Source organism: Lysinibacillus sphaericus, assembly GCF_002982115.1.
Classification (GTDB): Bacteria; Bacillota; Bacilli; order Bacillales_A; family Planococcaceae; genus Lysinibacillus; species Lysinibacillus sphaericus.
In genome coordinates, this window is record NZ_CP019980.1 from 3,860,227 (window position 1) to 3,881,076 (window position 20,850).

A 20,850-nucleotide genomic window follows, 5' to 3' on the forward strand; every position below is an offset into this window, starting at 1 on the left:
TGCGTTGCCCGCAGAAAGAATGCGGATTAAATCGTTCCATTATAAAATTGTCCGGCGATTATTTTGCTTGTTTTTTATTACGAACACCTACTAAATAACCGACAAATGCAATCGCAATTAATACAACCCAGAAAGTTAATTCCCAGCCTGTTGAATGTGGGAATTCTTCAGGTAAAATACCCACTTTTTCATGAGCTAACGTTAATACAACAAGTTTTACCCCTACCCAGCCAACAATTAAAAACGCTGCTGTTTCAAGTGAAGGATAGTCGTTTAAAATTTTTACAAACCATTGCGCTGCAAAACGCATCATAATAACACCGATAAAACCACCTAACAACATAATAATGAATTGTCCGCCATTAATGCCGCCAATATCAAAATTACCTAAGTGTGGAAGCGTTACGGCAATTGCAACCGCAGCAAGCATTGAATCGATTGCAAATGCTATATCTGCAAGTTCCACTTTTAAAACAGTCATCCAGAAGCCTGATCCTTTTTTTACAGTAGCATCATCATTTTCTTCTTCCTCATCTTTGCCTTTTCGCAAATCATAAATATTTTTGGCTGACATAAACAATAAGTAAGCTGCCCCAATAGCTTGAATTTGCCAGTAATTAACTAATACTGTAATAACAAAGAGCGCAGAGAATCGGAATATTAGTGCACCAAATAATCCGTAAAAAAGTGCCTTCTTTTGTAGGTCATGCGGTAAGTGTTTCACCATAACAGCCATTACTACTGCATTATCTGCTGCTAGTAATCCTTCTAATACAACTAGTACGATTAATACCCAGCCGTATTGTAATAATATTGCTTCCATTCTCTGTTCCTCCTTTAAACTCTGTATACCCAAAATAGCGAGTATTTACTAGTCAAATGAAAAAGAAAAGACCCCTGCCTAAAAAGAAGGCAAAGGTCTTGCTAAGCAAATTTAATTGGTTACTTCTTACAAACCAGCTATCGGTTATTGCACTTTTTGCAAAGTAACACCATTTGCTATCACATCCGATGGCATTATGCCACGTCATGACGAATGTGAAACCAGATGCATCGCTCGCATCTGCTAGCTACTCCCCTTTAACAAAATGTCTAAGGACATTTCTTTTGTTCATTTATTATATCACTATCATTTAATACTGACAAAGAAATCCATTATTATTTAATTTGAATATGATAGTTTTCATCTTCTTTATGTGCTAGATAAAAATCCACCATCTTTGGCATCGTTTGTATAAAATCAGGGCATGCTATATTTCCTTTTTGTAATATAGCAATTGCTTCTGTTGTATCAAAGGTTGCATGCCATGTTAAGTAATCTAAAGTTTCTTGCTCGACCCCTAACTTTTTGCGAATAAACGGCACTTGTAACGATTTTTTGGCTAGTGCTAAAGGAAAACGTCCTTTTGGATAATGATTTGTCAATAATTTCACCATTGTACGGTATACCTCTTGTACAGGATGAGGATTAGGGTCTGTTAAATGTAATGTTTTCCCTTCAGCACTTTTCTCATCCACTAAAAAAGTGGAGGCATTGATAATATAATCGACGGGCACAACATTAATAGCTGAGCTAGACATTCCTATATAAGGTATAATCGGCAACCATTTTAATTTATCAACCATATTCAAAAAGAAATAGGGCCCATCAAATTTAATTGTTTCCCCTGTCACGGAATGCCCTCGCACAATCCCTGGTCGGATAATCGTGATAGGTACCTCTGACTTTAAATCTTCCACACGATGCTCTGCTTCATATTTCGTTTCCTCATAGTAGTTTTTAAATGCCTTCGGGCGAATCAATTCATTTTCGCGTAATACGCCTTCTCGTGTTCCAGCAACATACGCAGTACTAAAATACATATAACGCTTAAGATGGGGCAATGTTCGAACAAAATCATTGACCATCGCAGTTCCATGTACATTGACCTTCCAAGCAATATCTCGTGGAACGGCTAAATCATAAATCGCTGCTAGATGCCAAAACACTTCAATTTGAGGCACGATTTCCTGTATTAATTGATTGGCTAATCCTAAATTGGGTAGAGTGATGTCTCCCTCAACAATCTGTATTTCACATTGAGGATAGTCTACTTCAATCTTGCTTTTTTCAATCATCGCTTTTGGATATTGCCCCGCTAAAACAATGGCGATAACCTTTTGTGTTTTATTTTCTTGAAATAATTCTCGAATTAATTGACTTGAAATAAACCCTGGAAACCCCGTAAAAAAATGAACACCCATCTCCCATTTCCTCCCCGTATCTAAGGCAATTTTCTAGTTTCTTTATCCATTAAGCTATACACAGCTGGCACAATATATAATGTCAGCAAAGTTGATGTAATCAGGCCACCTATTACAGCGATACCCATCGGCTGATTCATCTCAGTACCTTCGCCAATACCAAGCGCTAGTGGTAGCAATCCTAATATCGTTGTTAATGCTGTCATTAAAATCGGGCGAAGTCGGTCTTGTGTAGCAAGTAAAATGGCATCATACGCCTGCATGCCCTGCTGCTTTTGCTGATTAATATAATCGACAAGCACAATACCATTATTCACAACAATGCCAACAAGTACTAATATGCCGATAACAGATGTCACACCTAGCAGTGTTTTCGTCGCAAACATTGCCATCGCAACACCTATAATCATAAGTGGTACTGTAAACATAATAACGAAAGGATATTTAAACGACTCAAACTGCGCCGCCATCACAATGTAGACTAGCACTATGGCGAGAGCAACTGCTAAAAGCATGTCATCAATTGCACTATCATATAACTCTCGATCCCCACTAAACACAACTTGCGTTTCAGCAGGCAAATTCGCTTTTTCAAGTGCGTGATCGACCTTTTTAGAAATGCCCCCTAATGACTCCTTGGCTTTATAATCAACGAAAAATGCAACTGCTGCAGCTTGATCGGAACGTCTAATGGATACTGGTCCTTCTTGTATAGATACGTTAGCAATTTCATCAAGCTTAACAAATAGTCCTGCTGGTGAACGTAGCTTCATTGCCTTTAAAGCGTCCATACTTTCGTTAAACGCCTGTCCAAAACCGGTATACACCGATAACACCGTTCCACCATCATCAATCATCTGCGTCGTCAACTGCCCTTTTGTCATTTGATTGACCGTTTGGGCTATTTGAGCCGGTACAAAACCATAATCCTTCGCTTTTTCGCGATCCACCTCTATCTGAATCTCTTGTATCGTTTCGTCTAAATCAGTCAAAACATTTGTGACTGCATCTATACGACTTAGTTCGTGCTGTACTTTCTCAACTGATGCATATAAACGTTGTTCATTTGAATCTGTTAGTCGGAATGTCAATGTATTTGGAGCTGAACCAGATGATGTAGAAACATTAAATGTAATTTCTGCTTGCTCCCCTAACTCATTATTTAGTTCCCTTTCCACTTCTTCTACAAACTCAAAAATGGAGCGCTTGCGATCTGCAAGTGGTACTAGCTTGACGTAAATTTCTGCTTGATTTGCACTTGTTTGTCCACGAGATTGAGACTGTTGAGTACCCCCGATTAGGCTAACATAAACATCGACATCTTGTTCTTCTTTTAAACGACTTTCAATGGCTGCGACTACCTTTTCTGTTTTTGTTATAGCAGCCCCTTGGTCAAGATTTACACTAATAGAAGCAAAACCTTCATCTGTTGCAGGTAAAAATTCTGTCCCTATTTTCGATAATCCAAAGAGCGATAAGCCAAAGAGCACGATTGCCGATAAAATGACCAACAAGCGATGCTGCAATACCCAAACTATAGACGCATTGTAGCGCTTATAAAACGAAGATGTCTTGCGAATTTCATTGATATTATGATCTTTCATTTTTAACAAACGACTTGCCAGCATAGGTACAACGGTTAATGCCACTGACAATGAGGCAATTAAACTAAAGGAAATGGTAAGTGCAAATTCCGTAAATATTTGCCCAATTAAGCCTTCAATAAACATGACTGGAATAAACACAGCAATCGTTGTTAATGTAGATGCTGTTATAGCTAGTGCTACTTCCTTTGTTCCTTGTTTTGCTGCTTCGATTGGTTCCTTGCCAAGCCCTAAATGCCGTTCAATATTCTCTATTACAACGATGGCATTGTCGACAAGCATCCCAATACCTAATGCTAATGCACCTAAGGTCATGATGTTGAGTGTAAAATCAGCAAAATACATTAGCACAAATGTGACAATGACCGAGTACGGAATGGCAATCCCAATAATAATTGGGCTTTTCACACCACGTAAAAAGACAAATAACACAAGCATAGCGAATAAGCCACCTAGCAGTAATGAAGAACCGATATTACTTATTGCTAAATCTACATAATTGCCTTGATCGACTAGTATGTCTGCTGTTACACCTTTGTATTGCTCCTTCGCTAGTAAATCATTTAAAGCTTGTTGAAAGGCTTTAGATACTTCAGCAGTATTAGCACCAGATTCTTGCAAAACGGACATTAACACAGCCGGATGATTATTAGCACGCGTTTCTGTTATTGCTTTTTGCTCTGTGCGCTCGACCGTCGCTACATCTCCCACCGTTAATGTTTGACCATCTATTGGATTGACGGATACGATTAAATCTGCAATATCTTGTGGTGTAGTTAACGTACTAATAATCCTAGTCGTCAACATTTTGTCATCTGCAGTTAAAACTGGCTCTCCAGGAAGTGAGACATTATTCGATTGAATTATTTGGATAATATCTGCTTGGGTTAAGCCCTTTGCTATTAGTTTTGATTCATCCAATGTTACTTGTACTTCTTCTACCAATTTGCCAGAAACATTGACACTCGCAACCCCTTCTGTACGACGAAGCTCTTTTTCCAGTGATTCTGCTAATACTCGTACATCCACTTGGTCATTTTCTGCGCGTAAGGAAAGTTGAATAATTGGAAACTGTGACGGGTCAAATTTCAAAAAATTTGGCTTTTGTGCATCGTTTGGTAAAGGTGTCATATCTATACGTTGCAAAATATCCAATTGAACATCCTCAATATTCGTCGTCCAATTAAACTCTAGCACAATTAAATTTGAACCTTCCTGCGAAGTAGATTGTAGTTTTTTTATGCCTGGCAAGGTGGCCAATGCCGCCTCTAAAGGTTTTGTTACCTTTTCATTTACTTCCGTTGAACTCGCCCCAGGATATGACGTCACCACGACACCAATAGGGGGATTTAATTCAGGAATTAACGTGATCGGGATTTTTAACAACGATACGCCACCTAAAATAATAACGAGTAGCATTGTAACAAGCGTAAAAACAGGTCTTTTAATTGAAAAGTTGCTAATGTTCATGTGTTTATACTCCTTTTCTTTCTCTTCTTTCCTATGATAGCCGAAAAGGGAGTTTTTTTATAAAGTTTTACATTATATTGAAACAATTTCATTTTTGTCATTGCAACATTGCGCTACAGGTGGCGCTTTCCGCGGGCAAGCACCGAGCCGCTTCCTTCGCTGCGCTCAGTCCAGGGTCTCGGTTTGCTTGCTTTTCTCGCAGGAGTCGCCACCTTTCGCTCCATTGAATTAGTTATTTCGCCACAACCAATGTCAAGGCAGCACCTATTATTTCTTTATATTGTATATATTCTACACCAATCTCTTATTTTCCTTGTAAAAAAACACGAATCGATCATCTGTCGATTCGTGTTTCTTTTTATAGCAGGCTATATAATTTGATGTTTTCGTTTTTATCTGCGAACCAGCGCATTGCAAACTCATTTTCGAATAGGAAAACAAGATTGTCAAAGCGGTCTTTTACAAGCATTGAACGACTTGAAGACATTGACTCTTTGACATCTTCTTCATTTTCAATCCAACGTGCCATTTTCGAACCAATTGGCTCCATTCTCACTTCAACATTGTATTCATTTTTCATGCGGTGTTCAAATACTTCAAATTGTAATTGACCAACTGCACCTAGAATCACTTCTTCTGTATGAAGTGTTTTGTAATATTGAATGGCTCCTTCTTGCACTAATTGCAATATCCCTTTATGGAATTGCTTAGATTTCATGACGTTTTTCGCTGTCACACGAACAAACAACTCAGGCGTGAACTGCGGCAATTTTTCAAATTGGAATGTTTTCTTACCGCCAACGACTGTATCACCAATTTGATATGTCCCTGTATCATATAAACCAATAATATCTCCAGCTACCGCTACATCCACTGTTTCACGGTCGTCAGCAAGAAACTGTGTAGACTGTGTCACTTTAAAAGATTTACCTGTACGAGATAATGTCATATTCATACCACGCTCAAATTTACCCGATACGATACGTACAAAGGCAATACGGTCACGGTGTGCAGGATTCATATTCGCTTGAATTTTAAAAATAAAGCCTGAAAACTCTGGATGCTCCACTGGATCAATATACTGCTCATCTTCTGTAATACGAGGTTGAGGAGTTGGAGCAAATTGTAAATAAGTTTCAAGGAATGTCTGCACCCCAAAGTTTGTTAAAGCCGAACCAAAGAACACGGGTGTTAATTCGCCACGACGGATTTTTTCCTCTGAATAAGCATTTCCTGCTTCATTAAGAAGCATAATGTCATCCATCGCTTGTGAGTAATAAGACGTTACTTTCATCGGATGGTCAATTGCTAATTCGCCATTTTCATCGATTGGTAAGAAACGCTCCTCCTCTTCTGTACGGAATTGCTCAATACGTTTGTTATAACGGTCATAAATACCAAGGAACTCTTTCCCCATACCAATTGGCCAGTTCATAGGGTACGCATGAATACCAAGTACCTCTTCAAGCTCTTCAATTAGCTCTAATGGCTCTTTCCCTTGACGGTCCAGTTTATTAATAAATGTAAATATAGGAATGCCACGCATTTTACAAACTTTAAATAGTTTTAACGTCTGCGCCTCAATACCTTTAGCTGCATCTACAACCATGACAGCACTATCTACTGCCATTAATGTACGATACGTATCTTCTGAGAAATCTTGGTGCCCTGGTGTGTCCAAAATATTGATGCGGGAACCACTATAGTCAAACTGCATAACAGAAGATGTTACCGAGATTCCACGTTGCTTTTCGATTTCCATCCAGTCTGATGTGGCAAATTTCCCTGTTTTCTTACCTTTTACCGTACCAGCGTCACGAATTGCTCCGCCAAAAAGTAAAAGCTTTTCCGTTATCGTCGTTTTCCCAGCATCCGGGTGACTGATAATGGCGAACGTACGTCGTGCTAATATATCTTTTTCTAAATTTGAAGTCATCTCTTCATTCTCCTTTTTTCATACCTACTAATAATAAAAGAAGTCTTGCCTTTCGTACAACCTTTTTACATGAATTCCCCAAAAAGAAAACCTTTTAGTCACAGCTAAAAGGTTTTCCATAAATGAGTCGTATAAAAAATTAGCATAATGTTGTCGCACTGAGCTAAGTTCCATTGTAAATTTATACAAATTTCAATTGTCCAGCCTTAATCGCAATTTCAGCATCACTATGTGGATATTTCGTATTTTCGATAATTTGATAATCTTCATGGCCTTTACCAGCAAAAATAATCATATCCCCAGGTTCAGCTACTTCTATTGCATGTCGCACTGCTTCTGCTCTGTCTCCGATACATGCATAATTTTTATGCAACATTCCTTTTGCAAGATCACCTGTTATACTATCGTAATCCTCATAACGTGGATCATCTGTCGTTAAAATCACATAATCTGCTGCTGATGCCTTTTCAGCCATTGCAGGGCGTTTTGATTTATCGCGATTACCACCTGTACCAACTAAGAAAATAAGCTTACCTTTTTTATAAGGTGTAGCTGCTGCAATAGCCTTTTCAATCGCATCCGGTGTGTGTGCATAATCGACAAAAATTTGTACAGGTAAATCAGAGCATACTTTTTCCATACGTCCTTTAACTGGCGGTAGTTGCTCTATTTGTTCAATAATCGTATCCATTGAATAGCCTCTGCCATAAAAAGCAACCATCGCAGCAAGAACATTGTAAATATTGAACTCACCTAATAAATGCATTTTAACAGGGAATATCCCTTCAGGCATAATGACATCAAATGAAGTCATGTAATCATGATATTCACAGTTCACGGCACGAAAATCTGCTGTCTCATTGTTTAATCCGTATGTCCATACTGGGAATGGCGTCATTGCAGCATAGCGTTCTGACCAAGCATCATCAGCATTGAGCACCACGAATTTATTTTTTTCTAAATCTTGTCCAAGTTGAGAGAATAATAAGCCTTTTGCATTCCCATATTCCTCCATCGTACCATGGAAATCAAGATGATCATGTGTAAGATTTGTAAAAATAGCAACATCATAATCGACACCTGCCAAACGGCCCAGTGCTAATCCATGTGATGATACCTCCATTGTCATTAAACGACAGCCTTCCATTTTCGCACGAAAAATCATTTGTTGTGTCGATAATGCATCGCTCGTAGTATTTGCAGATTCATATAAAATACCATTTAAATTAAAGCCTATAGTACCTGATAGTGCAGATTTCTCGCCCATGCCGTGCATAATATTTTGAATAATACCTGTTACAGATGTTTTACCATTTGTCCCTGTTACACCAATCATTGTCATATCCTTTGAAGGATAGTCAAAAAACTTAGCAGCCAACAAACCGACTGCACGATCTGTATCCTTCACAATAACTTGTGCAATTGCGTCTGCTAATGGTAGTTCACGTTCCGTAACAACAATTGTTGCACCACCCTCAACAGCTTTTTGTGCATAATTATGGCCATCTACTGTGTAACCTTTAATACAAACAAACATGCTGTTCGGCTGCACACTTCGAGAATCAATCACAATATCCGTCACTTGGTCTGGTAACACGCCAATTATTTTTTTCAAAGGTAATGCACTTAACAATTCCTCTGCATACATTTCATAGTCCTCCAATCAATCTCAACACTCATTCATTATTTCTTGTTTTTTCGACAAAAAATAACAATATGAATACCCCCACTAATCTAATGAATTTATTTTACTACTTATTCGCCTAGAAATGAAATGCCTCCTGTAACGTTTTTTAAATGAAAACGCTATCATTCATAAAATCAAGCTGAATTTTCCCTATCTTATCAAAAATCGGCATTTATCGACAACAATGAATCATGTATTATGAGAATATCCTAAAAATTGAGGTGCTAAATTTGCAACAAATGGAATTATTACGTATGCGTAATGAAATTGTCTTGCTATTTTATGTGACAGCGATTTTTGCCTATGGCGTGCTCATTATGCTAAATATTTATAGTAGCCTCGAGGTACTAATTGGTATAATGCTCCTTTTGCTTTTACCGTTATTAGCCGGAAAAGTTTTTAACATTAAACCAGTAGCAATGCAGTGGGTAATCATTATATCAGGGAATATGGCTATTCTATATCCTAATATCATTAGCTTTTCCTTACCTAATTTTATTTCCTTTATTTTCTTTATATTATTAATGACGATTTATCAATCGATAAAACTAAATACCCTTATTAGTATTATTTCTTTACTGGAAATTATAGCACTATCTTTTTATCACCGTATTTCTACTGATTCCATTGGGCATTTTCAGTATATTGAAACCTTTGTTTTCGTTATAGTGTTACTTACAATTATCGGCTGGATTCAATCGCGACATTTACAACACTTTTGGTATCGACTCAATGAAATAAACTCTCAAAAAAAACAAGAGTTGCTGTCTCAAGAAGCCTATTTGCATTTATTTTTTCAGCATGCAAATGATTGCATCGCGGTTTTTAGTTTAGATAATCGTATTATCGATGTAAACCCTGCCTTTGAAGAAGTATACGGTTGGACAAGAGCCGAATGTGTTGGCAAAACCATCCCACTCGTTCCTCCAGAAAATGTTTTAGAGGCGGAACAACGCTATGCAAGTTTATTAGAAGGAAAAAGCTTTAAGCTGATAGAAACACAGGATATGCGAAAAGATGGTACGGTTTTTGATGTAGAAATTTCACTTTCACCTATTTATGATCGTACAAACAAAATGATTGCGGTCTCTGCTATTTCACGTGATATATCTTATAAAAAGGTCAATGAACAACTTTTACTACAATCCGAAAAGCTAAAACTGGCAGGTGAGATTGCTGCTGGCGTGGCACATGAAATCCGCAATCCAATGGCCGTTATCTCTGGTTTTGTGCAAATGATGAGTACGGAAAAAGACTCCACTTGTTACGCGTATACGGAAATCATTCAATCTGAAATCGAGCGGATTAACTTAATTATTGGAGAATTTTTAGTGTTGTCAAAACCTCATGTCGAACAATTAAAAGTTGTATCAATTGATGAAGTCATCAATAACATTAGCCAATTGTTTCACCTTGAATTTCAAAAACATAACATCACTTTTTCAATGCATATCGTCAGTAATAATAATCGAATACTGGCTAATGAAAATCAGCTGAAACAAGTATTCATCAATATTATTAAAAATGCCATTGAAGCGATTGAGGCACATACAGCAAATGGAGAAATTATTATTTACATTGCCAAAGATGCTGAAGGGTTGAATATGGTGACCATTACAGATAATGGAGTTGGGATGTCAGAGGCATTGATTAAACGTGTATATGAGCCCTTTTATACTACCAAATCCACAGGGACTGGGCTTGGTATGCTCATTACAAACAAGATTATTCAAGAACATGGTGGAACCATTGCAATTGAAAGCAAAATTAACTGTGGAACAACGATTAAAATAAAACTGCCACAAGCAGAAAACTAAAAAGTAGGAGGTGTCTAAAGTCGATAGACACCTCCTACTTTTTTACTTCATGATCGTACGAATAAGCTTAACCTTTTGTTTATATGGCGGAAATAGAACATTCGTTTCGAGCTTTGATGATTTTTTTAATATTGATTTTGGATGTGTAAAATTTTCAAAACTTGCCTTGCCATGATATGCATTCACCCCCGAAGGACCAACCCCTCCAAATGGCAAATGCTGATTTCCTACATGAGTTACCGTATCATTTATACAGCCTCCTCCAAATGGCAATTCTTCTAAAAAGTATTGAATCGCTTTTTCATGTTCCGAGAAAAAATATGCCGCTAAAGGCTTAGGAAGTTGACGAATTTGATGAATAGCAAGACGCAAATCATCATATACCATAACAGGTAAAATCGGTCCAAAAAGCTCATCTTGCATTGAGGGACTTGACCACTTTACATATTCAATAATGGTTGGCTCAATATATAAGTCATCACGGTCTGTTCGACCACCATATGTAATTGTGTCTCGTTCCTCTACTAAAATTTGTTGAAGTCGATCAAATTGTCTTAAATTCACAATGCGACCGTAATCAGGGCTTTTGAGTGCATTTTTTCCATAGAAAGAACGAATCGTATCCTTGAACAATTTCATAAATCGGTCATAAACGTCTTTATGGACAAGTAAATAGTCTGGCGCTACACAGGTTTGACCAGTATTTGTGAATTTCCCCCATGCTATACGTTTAGCAGCCACTTCCAAATTAGCCGTTTGGTCAACAATTGCTGGGCTTTTGCCACCAAGTTCAAGCGCAATCGGCGTTAATCGTTCAGCTGCGGCTTTTGCCACTACTTTACCGACAGCTACACTGCCAGTAAAGAATATATAGTCAAATGAAGCGTGAATCAGTGCATTCACTTCGTCTTTCTCTCCTTCTACAACACGAATATAGGAAGGCTCGAATGTTTCTTCAATTATTTTCTTCACAATATTGGCGGTATGCACAGACGTTTCCGATGGTTTTACAATAGCCGTATTGCCGCCAATAATTGCGCCAATGAGCGGCTCTATAACTAGCTGAAATGGGTAATTAAAAGGCCCGATAATTAATGTGACGCCATACGGCTCTCGAACAATAAAACTTTTTCCCATTTGAAGTTGAATCGGTGTTTTAACTGTTTCAGGCTTCATCCATTCTTCCAGATTTTTCACCATATAAGAAATACTTTCAAGGACAATACCTATTTCTGTTGCATATGCCTCAAACTCGCTTTTTCTTAAGTCTAAATACAACGCATTCAAAATTTCTTTTTCATACTTTAAAATAGATTTTTTTAGTTTCAATAATTGTTGTTTGCGAAATTTCACATCTTTTGTAGCGCGAGAAAAATAAAATTGGCGCTGCTCTGTAATCATATTTTCAACATCTTGTGGCGTAAAATTCATAAAAAAACACCCCTTTTTTTAAAATGCGATACATAGTTCTGTCTTTTTTGAAACAAACTATCTTTGACTATACGATACAACATTTAAGGTCAAAAATCCTCTTTCTGAAATAGGTGGTGCTGTAAAAAAACAGAAATAGTAACTAAGGATGCCATGTTTTATTTTGAGAATCTCGGGAAATATACAATTACATATTAAACATCGAAACGGGGGCGTAGATAAATGACAACGACAACAGGAACTTGGTGGGAATCCATTTTTTCAGGAGCATTATCGCACGGTATATGTGAAGAGAAATTATTGTTATTACAAGATGAGGCTTTTTTATATCTTTCTACAACACCGGCGGATAAAGACTCGTTATTGGAAGAACCGGAAATAAATTAATAACACAACGGCATAGCAAAACGTGTTAGATTGATGGCAATCAATCTAACACGTTTTTATTGTTAATTAATCGCAACAATGTTTTGTAATTTATTAAGTTCAGCTTCTAGTCGATTATTTGCATCATCTTCAATGGCAAAGTTCCCATTCTCTAGACGAATAATTTGTTTGTCGACAATATATACGGAATGGGCAATATTAATAGCACCTAATACTGCCAAGATAGGTTTAAGAGCATATTCTAACGCTAGTAAATGGCCAATAGAGCCTCCCACTGCTATTGGTAAAACTGTTTTCCCAACCAATGCTTTTTGTGGCAATAAATCTAAATAGGTTTTTAAGATGCCTGTATAAGATGCTTTATAAATCGGTGTTAAAATGACTACAATATCTGCCTCCTCAACCTTTTTATTTTCTGCTATAATGTCATCGTTTGCATAGTTTGCTGTTATTAACGCATCCGCAGGCAGCTCATGTACATAATTTGTGTGTAGTGCTACACTGTGCGCGGTAAAAAAACGTTCAACCTTTTCTTGAATGGCCGTTACACGTGAATTCCTTGTATTGCTACCATTTATAATCACTACATTTGTCATATAGGACACTCCCTTTATCGTGTTTGTAATCAATTAAATCAAAGCTCCGCAATGGACATTGCACTAAAACAAAGAGGCTTCTATTTACAGTCAACAGGAAAATTGTTGTGTAAATAGAAGCCTCTAGATATCTAGTCAGCATAATTCAATACCAAGTAATCTTATAAATTTAATTTAACATAATATTTTATAAAGTCAATAAACTTTATCGGAATTTAGAAAATAATAAAGAGTTGCCACAACTAACATGTGGCAACTCTTTATTATTTTATTGATGTATCGCTTTGCCAAATACAGCTTTTGCGGCATCACCAATATGCTCCGATACTGTTGGATGAGGAAATATCATGTCTGCCAATACTTTTACTGTACCTCCAGCATTTTTCGTCGCTAAAATGGCGTTGAGCATTTCAGTGGCACCATCAGCTACCACACACGCTCCTAAAATATGTCCATCCTCTTTCGTTGCAATAAGCTTAACAAAACCTTCTTCATTGCCCTCCATCAACGCTTTTGAGTTCGTGTTAATAGGTAGTTTTGTCACTGTATACGCTTGTTCAACTTGATCTTCTAGCAAGCCGAATGTCGCAATTTCAGGCTGTGTATAGACGCAACGAGGAATTAGTGCTTGGTCAATCAACGTGCGTTTTGCCCCTAAAATATGGTCTACAACATAGATACCCTCTGCACTAGCAGCATGAGCTAGCTGGTAGCCTCCGACTAAGTCGCCTATGGCATAAATATGTGGTTGACTCGTTTCATAATGTTTATTTACAGCAATTAATCGACCATCAAAACCAAGTCCAAGCTGCTGGGCAATTTCCGTATTTGGGCGACGCCCCGTGGCAAATAATAAGTGCTCGTATGTATAAATGCCTTTAGATGTATGAATTTCATTTCCATTAAAATGCTCAAATTGGAAATCGGTAATAAGTTCAATACCGAGTTTTTTCATCTTTTCTCGAATTATTGGTCGAGCATCAGGTTCTTCTGTCTGTAAAATATCTTCACTATGATTCAACATTCTTACTTTCGTCCCGAGTGGTGCCAAGCTAAATGCCATTTCCACTGCAATAACACCACCACCGATAATCGTTAGCTGTTGTGGAAGTTCTTCTATATCGAAAAAAGTATCCGTTGTATAATAAGTTGCGCTTTCTAACCCTTTAAATGGTGGCACAAATGGCTTACTACCAGTTGCTAAAATAATGTCCTTTGCTAAAAAGGTCTCTTGATTAACCGTTACCGTTAAATCGGCAGCAACCGTCGCCTCACCACGATAAAATGTAATGTGATTGCTCACAATAAAGTGTTCAATATTTTCTAAAAGCTCTTGGATAACAGCATTTTTACGCTGCATTAAGCGTGGGAAATTCACATTCAAAGCTGGCGTTTCGATGCCCCAATCATTGCCTCGTTGTATCTCCTGCACGAGCTTACTATGTTCTAACATAATTTTCGAAGGAATACAGCCAACATTATAGCAAGCTCCTCCCACTTTATTACGCTCTACTAAAGCTACTTTCATCCCACTTTTAGCTGCATGGATGGCTGCAACGTATCCCCCTGGACCTGCACCAATAATTGCAATATCAAATTGTTTCACTTTTTTCACCTCATTTACCACCTTAACATTTACAAAATTTGAATGCAATGACATATAAGGCCACGTGTATTACCCGCGAAATATGGTGCAATACCCGCGATTCAAGACGGTTTACCCGCGAAATACTGTACTTTACCCGCGATGCAAGGCGAGTTACCCGTGATTCTATTTATTAAAATTAATCCAGAAAACTTCTTTACTTCCGTCTTGCTTTATAAGAATTGTTTTAACAGAATATCCCCCAGCTTCGTAATTTGTAATATTTTCTTCTGTTGACATTGCTCGTGCATTCGTGCTTGCTGCCACTCTGTAACTGCCAAAGTTACGCTGAAGTTGACGTTCTCCATTTACCATTTTATAAAGCTCAAAACGCGCTTCTTTAGCATGGAGCTTGCCTTTATTCATATCACTTTTCAACCAAGCTTTTAGCATAACTTTATTTGCTGCAACTTTTGCCTCTACTTGAATATCTCGGTGATAATATTGTTGTTCTGCCTGTGATAAATATTTTTGTAAAATCTTTTTTAATTCATTTGCCGATACACGATTGCTAGAGTCAATTCGTTTAATATGGACGGTTCCTTGACCAAATAGATTATAACCACCTTGTGTAGAATAATCGATTGTATAACCCGCTTCTTTTACAGCTTGCTCTGCAATTCGATCATACACACCATATGGGTAAGCAAAGGATTTTGGTGCTTTCCCTGTATATTTTTCGATTAATTGATGCGCCTTTGTAACATCCTCTTGAATGTATCGTCGACGCTCGTCATTTGTAAGGGGCTCTCCATTTTTCTTTTGATTAAGTATCATGGCCTCATGTTTTGCTGTGTCATTTTTACCACGCCAATGTAAGTCATATGTATGGTTGCCGATATGAATAATGCCAGAGTCGGACATTTCCTTAATTTGCTGCCAATTCGCCATTGGTACATTTTTTCTGAAGCCTACTTCTACGTCATTGGCAATCACAAATAATGTTGCTTGCATACCCATTTCTTTTAAAATAGGATACGCTATCTTATAAACGCTTTCATAGCCATCGTCTATCGTTAAAAATACAGATTTCTCTGGGATACGACCGTGGCCTTGTAAATAAGCGATAAGCTGATCCTCCGTAATTGTTGTATAGCCGTTATCCTTTAGCATCTTCAGTTGCTCACGAAAGAGCTTTTCTGTAATATTAATATTTGCTATTTCCTTATAATCCCCAAACGAATGATAGTTAATGACCGTAACACCTTTAGCATTACTAGATTCGTAAAATTTTGTCGCCTTTGCTGCAAAAGCCTCATCTGATGTAGCTATGAAGAAGCAGACAAGCACAACAAAAAATATTATTATTTTCCTTATGTACTTCATAATATTGGTCCCTCTCTCAAAATATAGTCCATACAAGTATATACGATATAATGAAAGACTGAAAGAGACTAGGACAAAAGAGAAAAAGTGTTAGATTGACTTCAATCAACCTAACACTTTTTTGCTATGCTGTTGTGGCTCGTTACGAGTAGTACGTTCCCTAAAATGACTTCAACTCAATAAATATTACGTTGCCAAAAACGTTGCTGGGCAATAGCATCGACAAATTTTTTAGCAAACCCTGCATTTCCAGTTGCTAACACAATACCTGGCCCAACGTTTGCATTCGACATATTAAAAAATGTCGTGCCTGTTGCAGCAATTCCAATTGGTTTGTAATGTCGGTATGCCTCATTAATATAATTGACGATATAGGTGTTAAACTTTGCTTGATTATCTGCTCGAACACCCACAACATACAGGGAGTCAAAAAGTACTGCATCTGTCGTAATAAACGTTTCACTTGCCATTAACTGCACACCATTATTTGCAGTTACGACACCAAGTCTATCCGATATTATGCTATAACGAACCCCTTGCCTTGTTAAATATTTCAGCACTTCCCCAACCTCATTAGCATCAAATCCATCACCAATCAAAACACCAACTTTAAGTGTTTGAGGCAGTTTTACTGTATTTGCCTGACTCAAAGCGGGTGATGATGCCGTAACCTTGGATTGCTCGCCTGTTGGTCGATTGACGCCAACATTATCCGCAATCGTTATTGCCATCGCTTTATCAACATGGACAAACATATCCACAACTTGCTGCCGCACCGATTTACTTTTGACCTTGCCTACCTCGAAACTAAAAGCATCGATGATATGCTGTTTTTCAGGTGGCGACATGCTATTCCAAAATAGTCGAGCTTGTGAGAAATGATCGTCGAAGGATTTACTACGCGCTCTTGTAATTCGTCCCTCAACCTTTTGTTCATAATGCACAAATCCTCCTTCTTTTGCTGTAGAGGTTGAAGGCGTATTGCCTGCGAGCGAATTTTTATGATAACTAACCTTGCCCATATTAATCGTCTGGCGACTGAAGCCATTGCGTTGATTATTATGAATCGGGCAAACGGGTCTATTAATCGGAATCTCAGCAAAGTTCGGTCCACCTAAACGAAGAAGCTGTGTATCAATATATGAAAACAAACGCCCTTGTAACAGTGGGTCATTCGTAAAATCAATTCCTGGTACTACATTTCCTGGGTGAAAAGCTACTTGCTCTGTTTCCGCAAAAACATTGTCCACATTGCGGTTTAAAGTCATTTTGCCAATTCTTTTTACAGGTACTAGCTCTTCAGGCCATAATTTCGTTGCATCCAAAATATCGAAATCGAACCTAAACTCTTCCTCCGGTTCAATCATCTGGACGCCAAGCTCGAACTCTGGGTAATCTCCAATTTCAATTGATTCCCATAAATCTCGTCGTTGAAAATCGGAATCTTTACCACCAATAATTTGTGCTTCGTCCCAAACAAGTGAATGTACACCTAATACAGGTTTCCAATGAAATTTCACAAATCTTGACCGACCTTTATCATTTACAAAACGGAACGTATGCACACCAAAGCCTTCCATCATCCGAAAACTTCTAGGAATTGCTCGATCAGACATAACCCACATAATCATATGGGCAATTTCTTGATTATTAGCGACAAAATCCCAAAACGTATCATGAGCAGATGCTGCTTGAGGCATATCATTATGAGGTTCAGGTTTTACGGCATGAATTAAATCAGGAAACTTAATCGCATCCTGAATAAAAAACACAGGAATATTATTGCCGACTAAATCATAATTGCCTTCCTCAGTATAAAATTTCGTTGCAAATCCTCGCACATCACGCGCAGTATCCATTGAGCCTAAACTCCCTACTACTGTTGAAAAGCGAACAAATACGGGTATCTTTTTTCCAGGCTCTTGTAAAAATTTTGCTCTTGTATACTCTTTCATCGACTCATATAGCTCAAACTCTCCGTGCGCTGCAAAGCCTCTCGCATGCACGACTCTTTCGGGAATCCGCTCGTGGTCAAAATGCGTCATTTTTTCCCGAAAATGAAAATCCTCCATAATGGTCGGCCCACGCACACCAGCTTTTAACGAGTCTTCATCATTGGATACTTTTAATCCCTGATTAGTCGTCATCTTCGTTCCATCATTATTGACACGAAATGCATCTAGTTGTTGATCCTTCACATTTTCGGTTAAATCCTTATTTTGATTTGAATTGGACTTATCCACGCAATCCCCTTTCCTACTATTACTAATTACGCTCTATATTCACTGTATGTTTTTCTGACATAAACATGCTTCGAAATTGATGATAGGTGCAATGCACTAAGCGCAAAGAAAAACCTTGGCTAGCTATAATGCTAGTCAAGGTTGATACATGATCTATTTCGCTACCTTTGCTATCTGCGTCATCTTTTCAAGCTGTCTAACGGTTGGCGTTAAATTCGCTAAGAAATATGCTTCGCGCAGCTTGCGTGATGGTGTACTTCCAGCAATATAGCCCGCAGAACCATTATGTAGCATGTTAGCTTGAACTGCTGCTAATGTTTGATATACGCCTTGCAAACGAATCTGACAAATCGCTTGTAACGTAACGTCGCCCGATTGTATTAATGCTTGCAGTAATGCTTGTAAATGTTGTAGTTTCTCTTTTAGTTCATCGGCTTGCACCTGCAAATATTCATTGCAGCCATTTTGCTTGGCCTTGACCTTTTCTATGCCTTCAATCGCTGCCGCTACTACTCCAAAGCCAAGTGGAATTTGATACAGTACAAATGTTGGGCGAATACTATCCACGAATGTGCTTGCTTCTTGTGCTACTACATAGTCATCCCCAACAAAGACGTTATCAAATTTACATGTATACGTAGCACTACCATTTATGCCTAAGAAGTGATTTTTTTCCTTTAATGTAATACGCTCATGGTCCGTATTTACAAAAACCATCACTTCTTGCTCACCGTTATAAGCAATTGCACCAAACCAATGATTGGCTCCTAAGTTTGAAACAGCAGGTAAAATACCATTTACGACATAGCCTCCATCGATGCGTTGTGCTGTTAAATGTAGTTTTTCTAGACCAGCATAATACTTCATTGGATTCGATAAACCCGTTGCACCAAGCACTTCTCCACGTTCAAGTAATGGTAAAATCTTTGCGCGTAATAGTTCATTGTCTGTTTTACGTAAATAAGTTAAAGCTGCAAGGTGGCACCATAGGCAAAATGCAGTTGTCATACAAACTTTCGCCGTCTCTTGTACAATCGTTAGCTCATCTAGTAGTACTGTTTGCTCGTCCTTTTGTGTTGAAGCAAAAAATCCTGCTTTGCCGAGTGCCATTAAAAAATCCTCCGCATAATAAGGGGACTGACCCCGATATATAAGACAGTAATCAAAAAAGCATTACCCAACCAGTTGTCGGTATTGAACCGGCGACTGGTTGTTTAGTTTCGTTTGAATTCGGTTATTGTTATAATAGTTTATATAGTCTTTGACAGTTTGTTCTACGATGGCCGTCGTAGTACTGTTCAAATTGTCTAAGTAGAATGTTTCAGACTTTAACACAGAATGAAACGATTCGATTGGGGCATTATCAGCGGGCGTACCTTTACGGGACATGCTCATGGTAATGCCTTTTGCTTTTACGGCCTGTTGATAATCATACGATGTGTATACCGCCCCTTGGTCACTGTGCAACGTACACCCTTCGGGCAAATGATGAAGTTGAGCTAATGTATCCAGCACAAAATCAGTATCTTGGCAGTCTCCAATCGAATAGGCAATAATTTCACCATTATATAAATCTTGAATACTTGAAAGATACAACTGTTTTTGACCAAATGGCAAGTAAGTAATATCAGTTACGAGCTTCTGTAACGGTGCGGTGGCTTCAAAATCGCGATTTAATAAATTTGCTGCGATTGCATAAGGTTGTCCTGTTCGTTTCCGTTTTTTCACTTTCACGCGACATTGCCAACCATATTTTTGCATGATACGTTGAACCACTTTATGATTGACGCACATTTCTTGACGTAAGAGTGCTGTAATTTTTCTGTAGCCATAGCGAAATTTATTTGCTCGACAGAGTTCACCGATACGTCTCTCTATTGCTTGACGAGACCTTGCATCGGTTGATGCCTGTTTCCAACGATAGTAGGTAGATCGTGCAATCCCAAAGTGTTTACAAATGTCCTTTACAGACATCATGCTTCTTAGTGACGCAACTAACTGTACTGCTACTTCTCCAACCACTTCCTCTCCAACTCTGCGTACTTTTTTAGCACCTCAATTTGTTGCTTTAAATAACGGTTTTCCAATGCTAATTTCGTTTGTTCATTGTCCGGTTCAGGACCCTTATTAAAGATATATTGTTTGCCTACAGGTTGTTTCAAACGATTGACTTCACCATTTCTATACCAACGCACCCATGTTTCGACCTGTGTTTTATGGCGTATATTTAATTCCAATAGAATCTGTTTGACAGGTACACCCGCTAATCGCATCTTAATCGCTTTCATTTTTACTTCATAGGGATAACTCACTCTTGTTCCCATAGAAAAAACACCTCCAAATTGAAATTTAAGTATCTATACCCGAATTTCAATCGAAGATGCTTTTTTTATTTGTCTATACCTATTGGGGTCAGTTCCAAGCTTCTTCATCAATTTTTTTTACAAACGGTTTTAATTTTTCT

General features: G+C 38.0%; 14 protein-coding genes. 2 read left to right on the forward strand and 12 right to left on the reverse strand.

The window, feature by feature from the left end; genetic code table 11:
• Nucleotides 1-58: 58 nt before the first annotated feature.
• From LS41612_RS19040 to LS41612_RS19065, 5 genes are all read right to left on the reverse strand, one after another.
• On the reverse strand, nucleotides 59-823 hold the full coding sequence (locus tag LS41612_RS19040; protein WP_024362270.1) for a MeeY/MeeF family manganese export membrane protein: 765 nt from the start codon (nucleotides 821-823) through the stop codon (nucleotides 59-61).
• 335 nt (nucleotides 824-1,158) lie between these two features.
• Nucleotides 1,159-2,244, reverse strand: a complete 1,086-nt coding sequence (locus LS41612_RS19045) for an SDR family oxidoreductase (RefSeq protein ID WP_024362271.1) — start codon at nucleotides 2,242-2,244, stop codon at nucleotides 1,159-1,161.
• A gap of 20 nt (nucleotides 2,245-2,264) precedes the next feature.
• Complete coding sequence (locus LS41612_RS19050; RefSeq protein ID WP_024362272.1) at nucleotides 2,265-5,318, reverse strand: efflux RND transporter permease subunit; 3,054 nt, start codon at nucleotides 5,316-5,318, stop codon at nucleotides 2,265-2,267.
• A gap of 358 nt (nucleotides 5,319-5,676) precedes the next feature.
• Entirely contained in the window at nucleotides 5,677-7,254 is a 1,578-nt protein-coding gene (locus LS41612_RS19060) for a peptide chain release factor 3 (RefSeq protein ID WP_024362273.1), read from the reverse strand.
• 181 nt (nucleotides 7,255-7,435) lie between these two features.
• The gene (locus LS41612_RS19065) at nucleotides 7,436-8,902 is read right to left on the reverse strand and encodes a UDP-N-acetylmuramoyl-L-alanyl-D-glutamate--2,6-diaminopimelate ligase (RefSeq protein ID WP_024362274.1); all 1,467 of its coding nucleotides are present in this window, start codon (nucleotides 8,900-8,902) and stop codon (nucleotides 7,436-7,438) included.
• 278 nt (nucleotides 8,903-9,180) lie between these two features.
• Here LS41612_RS19065 and LS41612_RS19070 point away from each other — a divergent pair, with 278 nt between their 5' ends.
• Nucleotides 9,181-10,758, forward strand: a complete 1,578-nt coding sequence (locus tag LS41612_RS19070) for a two-component system sensor histidine kinase NtrB (RefSeq protein WP_233433852.1) — start codon at nucleotides 9,181-9,183, stop codon at nucleotides 10,756-10,758.
• A gap of 42 nt (nucleotides 10,759-10,800) precedes the next feature.
• Here LS41612_RS19070 and LS41612_RS19075 read toward each other — a convergent pair whose 3' ends face one another.
• Nucleotides 10,801-12,189 carry an aldehyde dehydrogenase gene (locus LS41612_RS19075; protein ID WP_024362276.1) on the reverse strand — a complete coding sequence of 463 codons (1,389 nt, stop codon included), beginning with the start codon at nucleotides 12,187-12,189 and terminating at the stop codon, nucleotides 10,801-10,803.
• 222 nt (nucleotides 12,190-12,411) lie between these two features.
• Between LS41612_RS19075 and LS41612_RS23375 the strand changes: the two genes are divergently transcribed.
• Nucleotides 12,412-12,576, forward strand: a complete 165-nt coding sequence (locus tag LS41612_RS23375) for a hypothetical protein (protein WP_162832713.1) — start codon at nucleotides 12,412-12,414, stop codon at nucleotides 12,574-12,576.
• 62 nt (nucleotides 12,577-12,638) lie between these two features.
• Here LS41612_RS23375 and ssuE read toward each other — a convergent pair whose 3' ends face one another.
• The 6 genes from ssuE to LS41612_RS19105 all read right to left on the reverse strand — a co-directional run bounded on the left by ssuE (nucleotide 12,639) and on the right by LS41612_RS19105 (nucleotide 20,710).
• Entirely contained in the window at nucleotides 12,639-13,172 is a 534-nt protein-coding gene (ssuE, locus tag LS41612_RS19080; RefSeq protein ID WP_024362277.1) for an NADPH-dependent FMN reductase, read from the reverse strand.
• 268 nt (nucleotides 13,173-13,440) lie between these two features.
• Complete coding sequence (gene lpdA, locus LS41612_RS19085; protein ID WP_024362278.1) at nucleotides 13,441-14,778, reverse strand: dihydrolipoyl dehydrogenase; 1,338 nt, start codon at nucleotides 14,776-14,778, stop codon at nucleotides 13,441-13,443.
• 165 nt (nucleotides 14,779-14,943) lie between these two features.
• Nucleotides 14,944-16,143, reverse strand: coding sequence for a polysaccharide deacetylase family protein (locus tag LS41612_RS19090; protein ID WP_024362279.1), 1,200 nt, complete (start codon nucleotides 16,141-16,143; stop codon nucleotides 14,944-14,946).
• A gap of 176 nt (nucleotides 16,144-16,319) precedes the next feature.
• Nucleotides 16,320-18,386: a catalase gene (locus tag LS41612_RS19095; RefSeq protein ID WP_024362280.1), complete on the reverse strand. Its 2,067-nt coding sequence runs from the start codon at nucleotides 18,384-18,386 to the stop codon at nucleotides 16,320-16,322.
• A gap of 153 nt (nucleotides 18,387-18,539) precedes the next feature.
• Complete coding sequence (locus tag LS41612_RS19100) at nucleotides 18,540-19,496, reverse strand: acyl-CoA dehydrogenase family protein (protein WP_024362281.1); 957 nt, start codon at nucleotides 19,494-19,496, stop codon at nucleotides 18,540-18,542.
• A gap of 63 nt (nucleotides 19,497-19,559) precedes the next feature.
• Nucleotides 19,560-20,710, reverse strand: a protein-coding gene (locus LS41612_RS19105; protein ID WP_105928880.1) for an IS3 family transposase whose coding sequence is annotated in 2 segments (ribosomal slippage) — nucleotides 19,560-20,437 and nucleotides 20,437-20,710 — 1,152 coding nt in all. Because the reading frame shifts where the segments join, the coding sequence is not laid out codon by codon here.
• Nucleotides 20,711-20,850 lie beyond the last annotated feature (140 nt).

Coding starts and splice junctions, on each gene's coding strand:
- LS41612_RS19040 (WP_024362270.1), bottom strand. CDS start 823: ATGGAAGCAATATTATTACAATACGGCTGGGTATTAATCGTACTAGTT.
- LS41612_RS19045 (WP_024362271.1), bottom strand. CDS start 2,244: ATGGGTGTTCATTTTTTTACGGGGTTTCCAGGGTTTATTTCAAGTCAA.
- LS41612_RS19050 (WP_024362272.1), bottom strand. CDS start 5,318: ATGAACATTAGCAACTTTTCAATTAAAAGACCTGTTTTTACGCTTGTT.
- LS41612_RS19060 (WP_024362273.1), bottom strand. CDS start 7,254: ATGACTTCAAATTTAGAAAAAGATATATTAGCACGACGTACGTTCGCC.
- LS41612_RS19065 (WP_024362274.1), bottom strand. CDS start 8,902: ATGTATGCAGAGGAATTGTTAAGTGCATTACCTTTGAAAAAAATAATT.
- LS41612_RS19070 (WP_233433852.1), top strand. CDS start 9,181: ATGGAATTATTACGTATGCGTAATGAAATTGTCTTGCTATTTTATGTG.
- LS41612_RS19075 (WP_024362276.1), bottom strand. CDS start 12,189: ATGAATTTTACGCCACAAGATGTTGAAAATATGATTACAGAGCAGCGC.
- LS41612_RS23375 (WP_162832713.1), top strand. CDS start 12,412: ATGACAACGACAACAGGAACTTGGTGGGAATCCATTTTTTCAGGAGCA.
- ssuE (WP_024362277.1), bottom strand. CDS start 13,172: ATGACAAATGTAGTGATTATAAATGGTAGCAATACAAGGAATTCACGT.
- LS41612_RS19090 (WP_024362279.1), bottom strand. CDS start 16,143: ATGAAGTACATAAGGAAAATAATAATATTTTTTGTTGTGCTTGTCTGC.
- LS41612_RS19100 (WP_024362281.1), bottom strand. CDS start 19,496: ATGGCACTCGGCAAAGCAGGATTTTTTGCTTCAACACAAAAGGACGAG.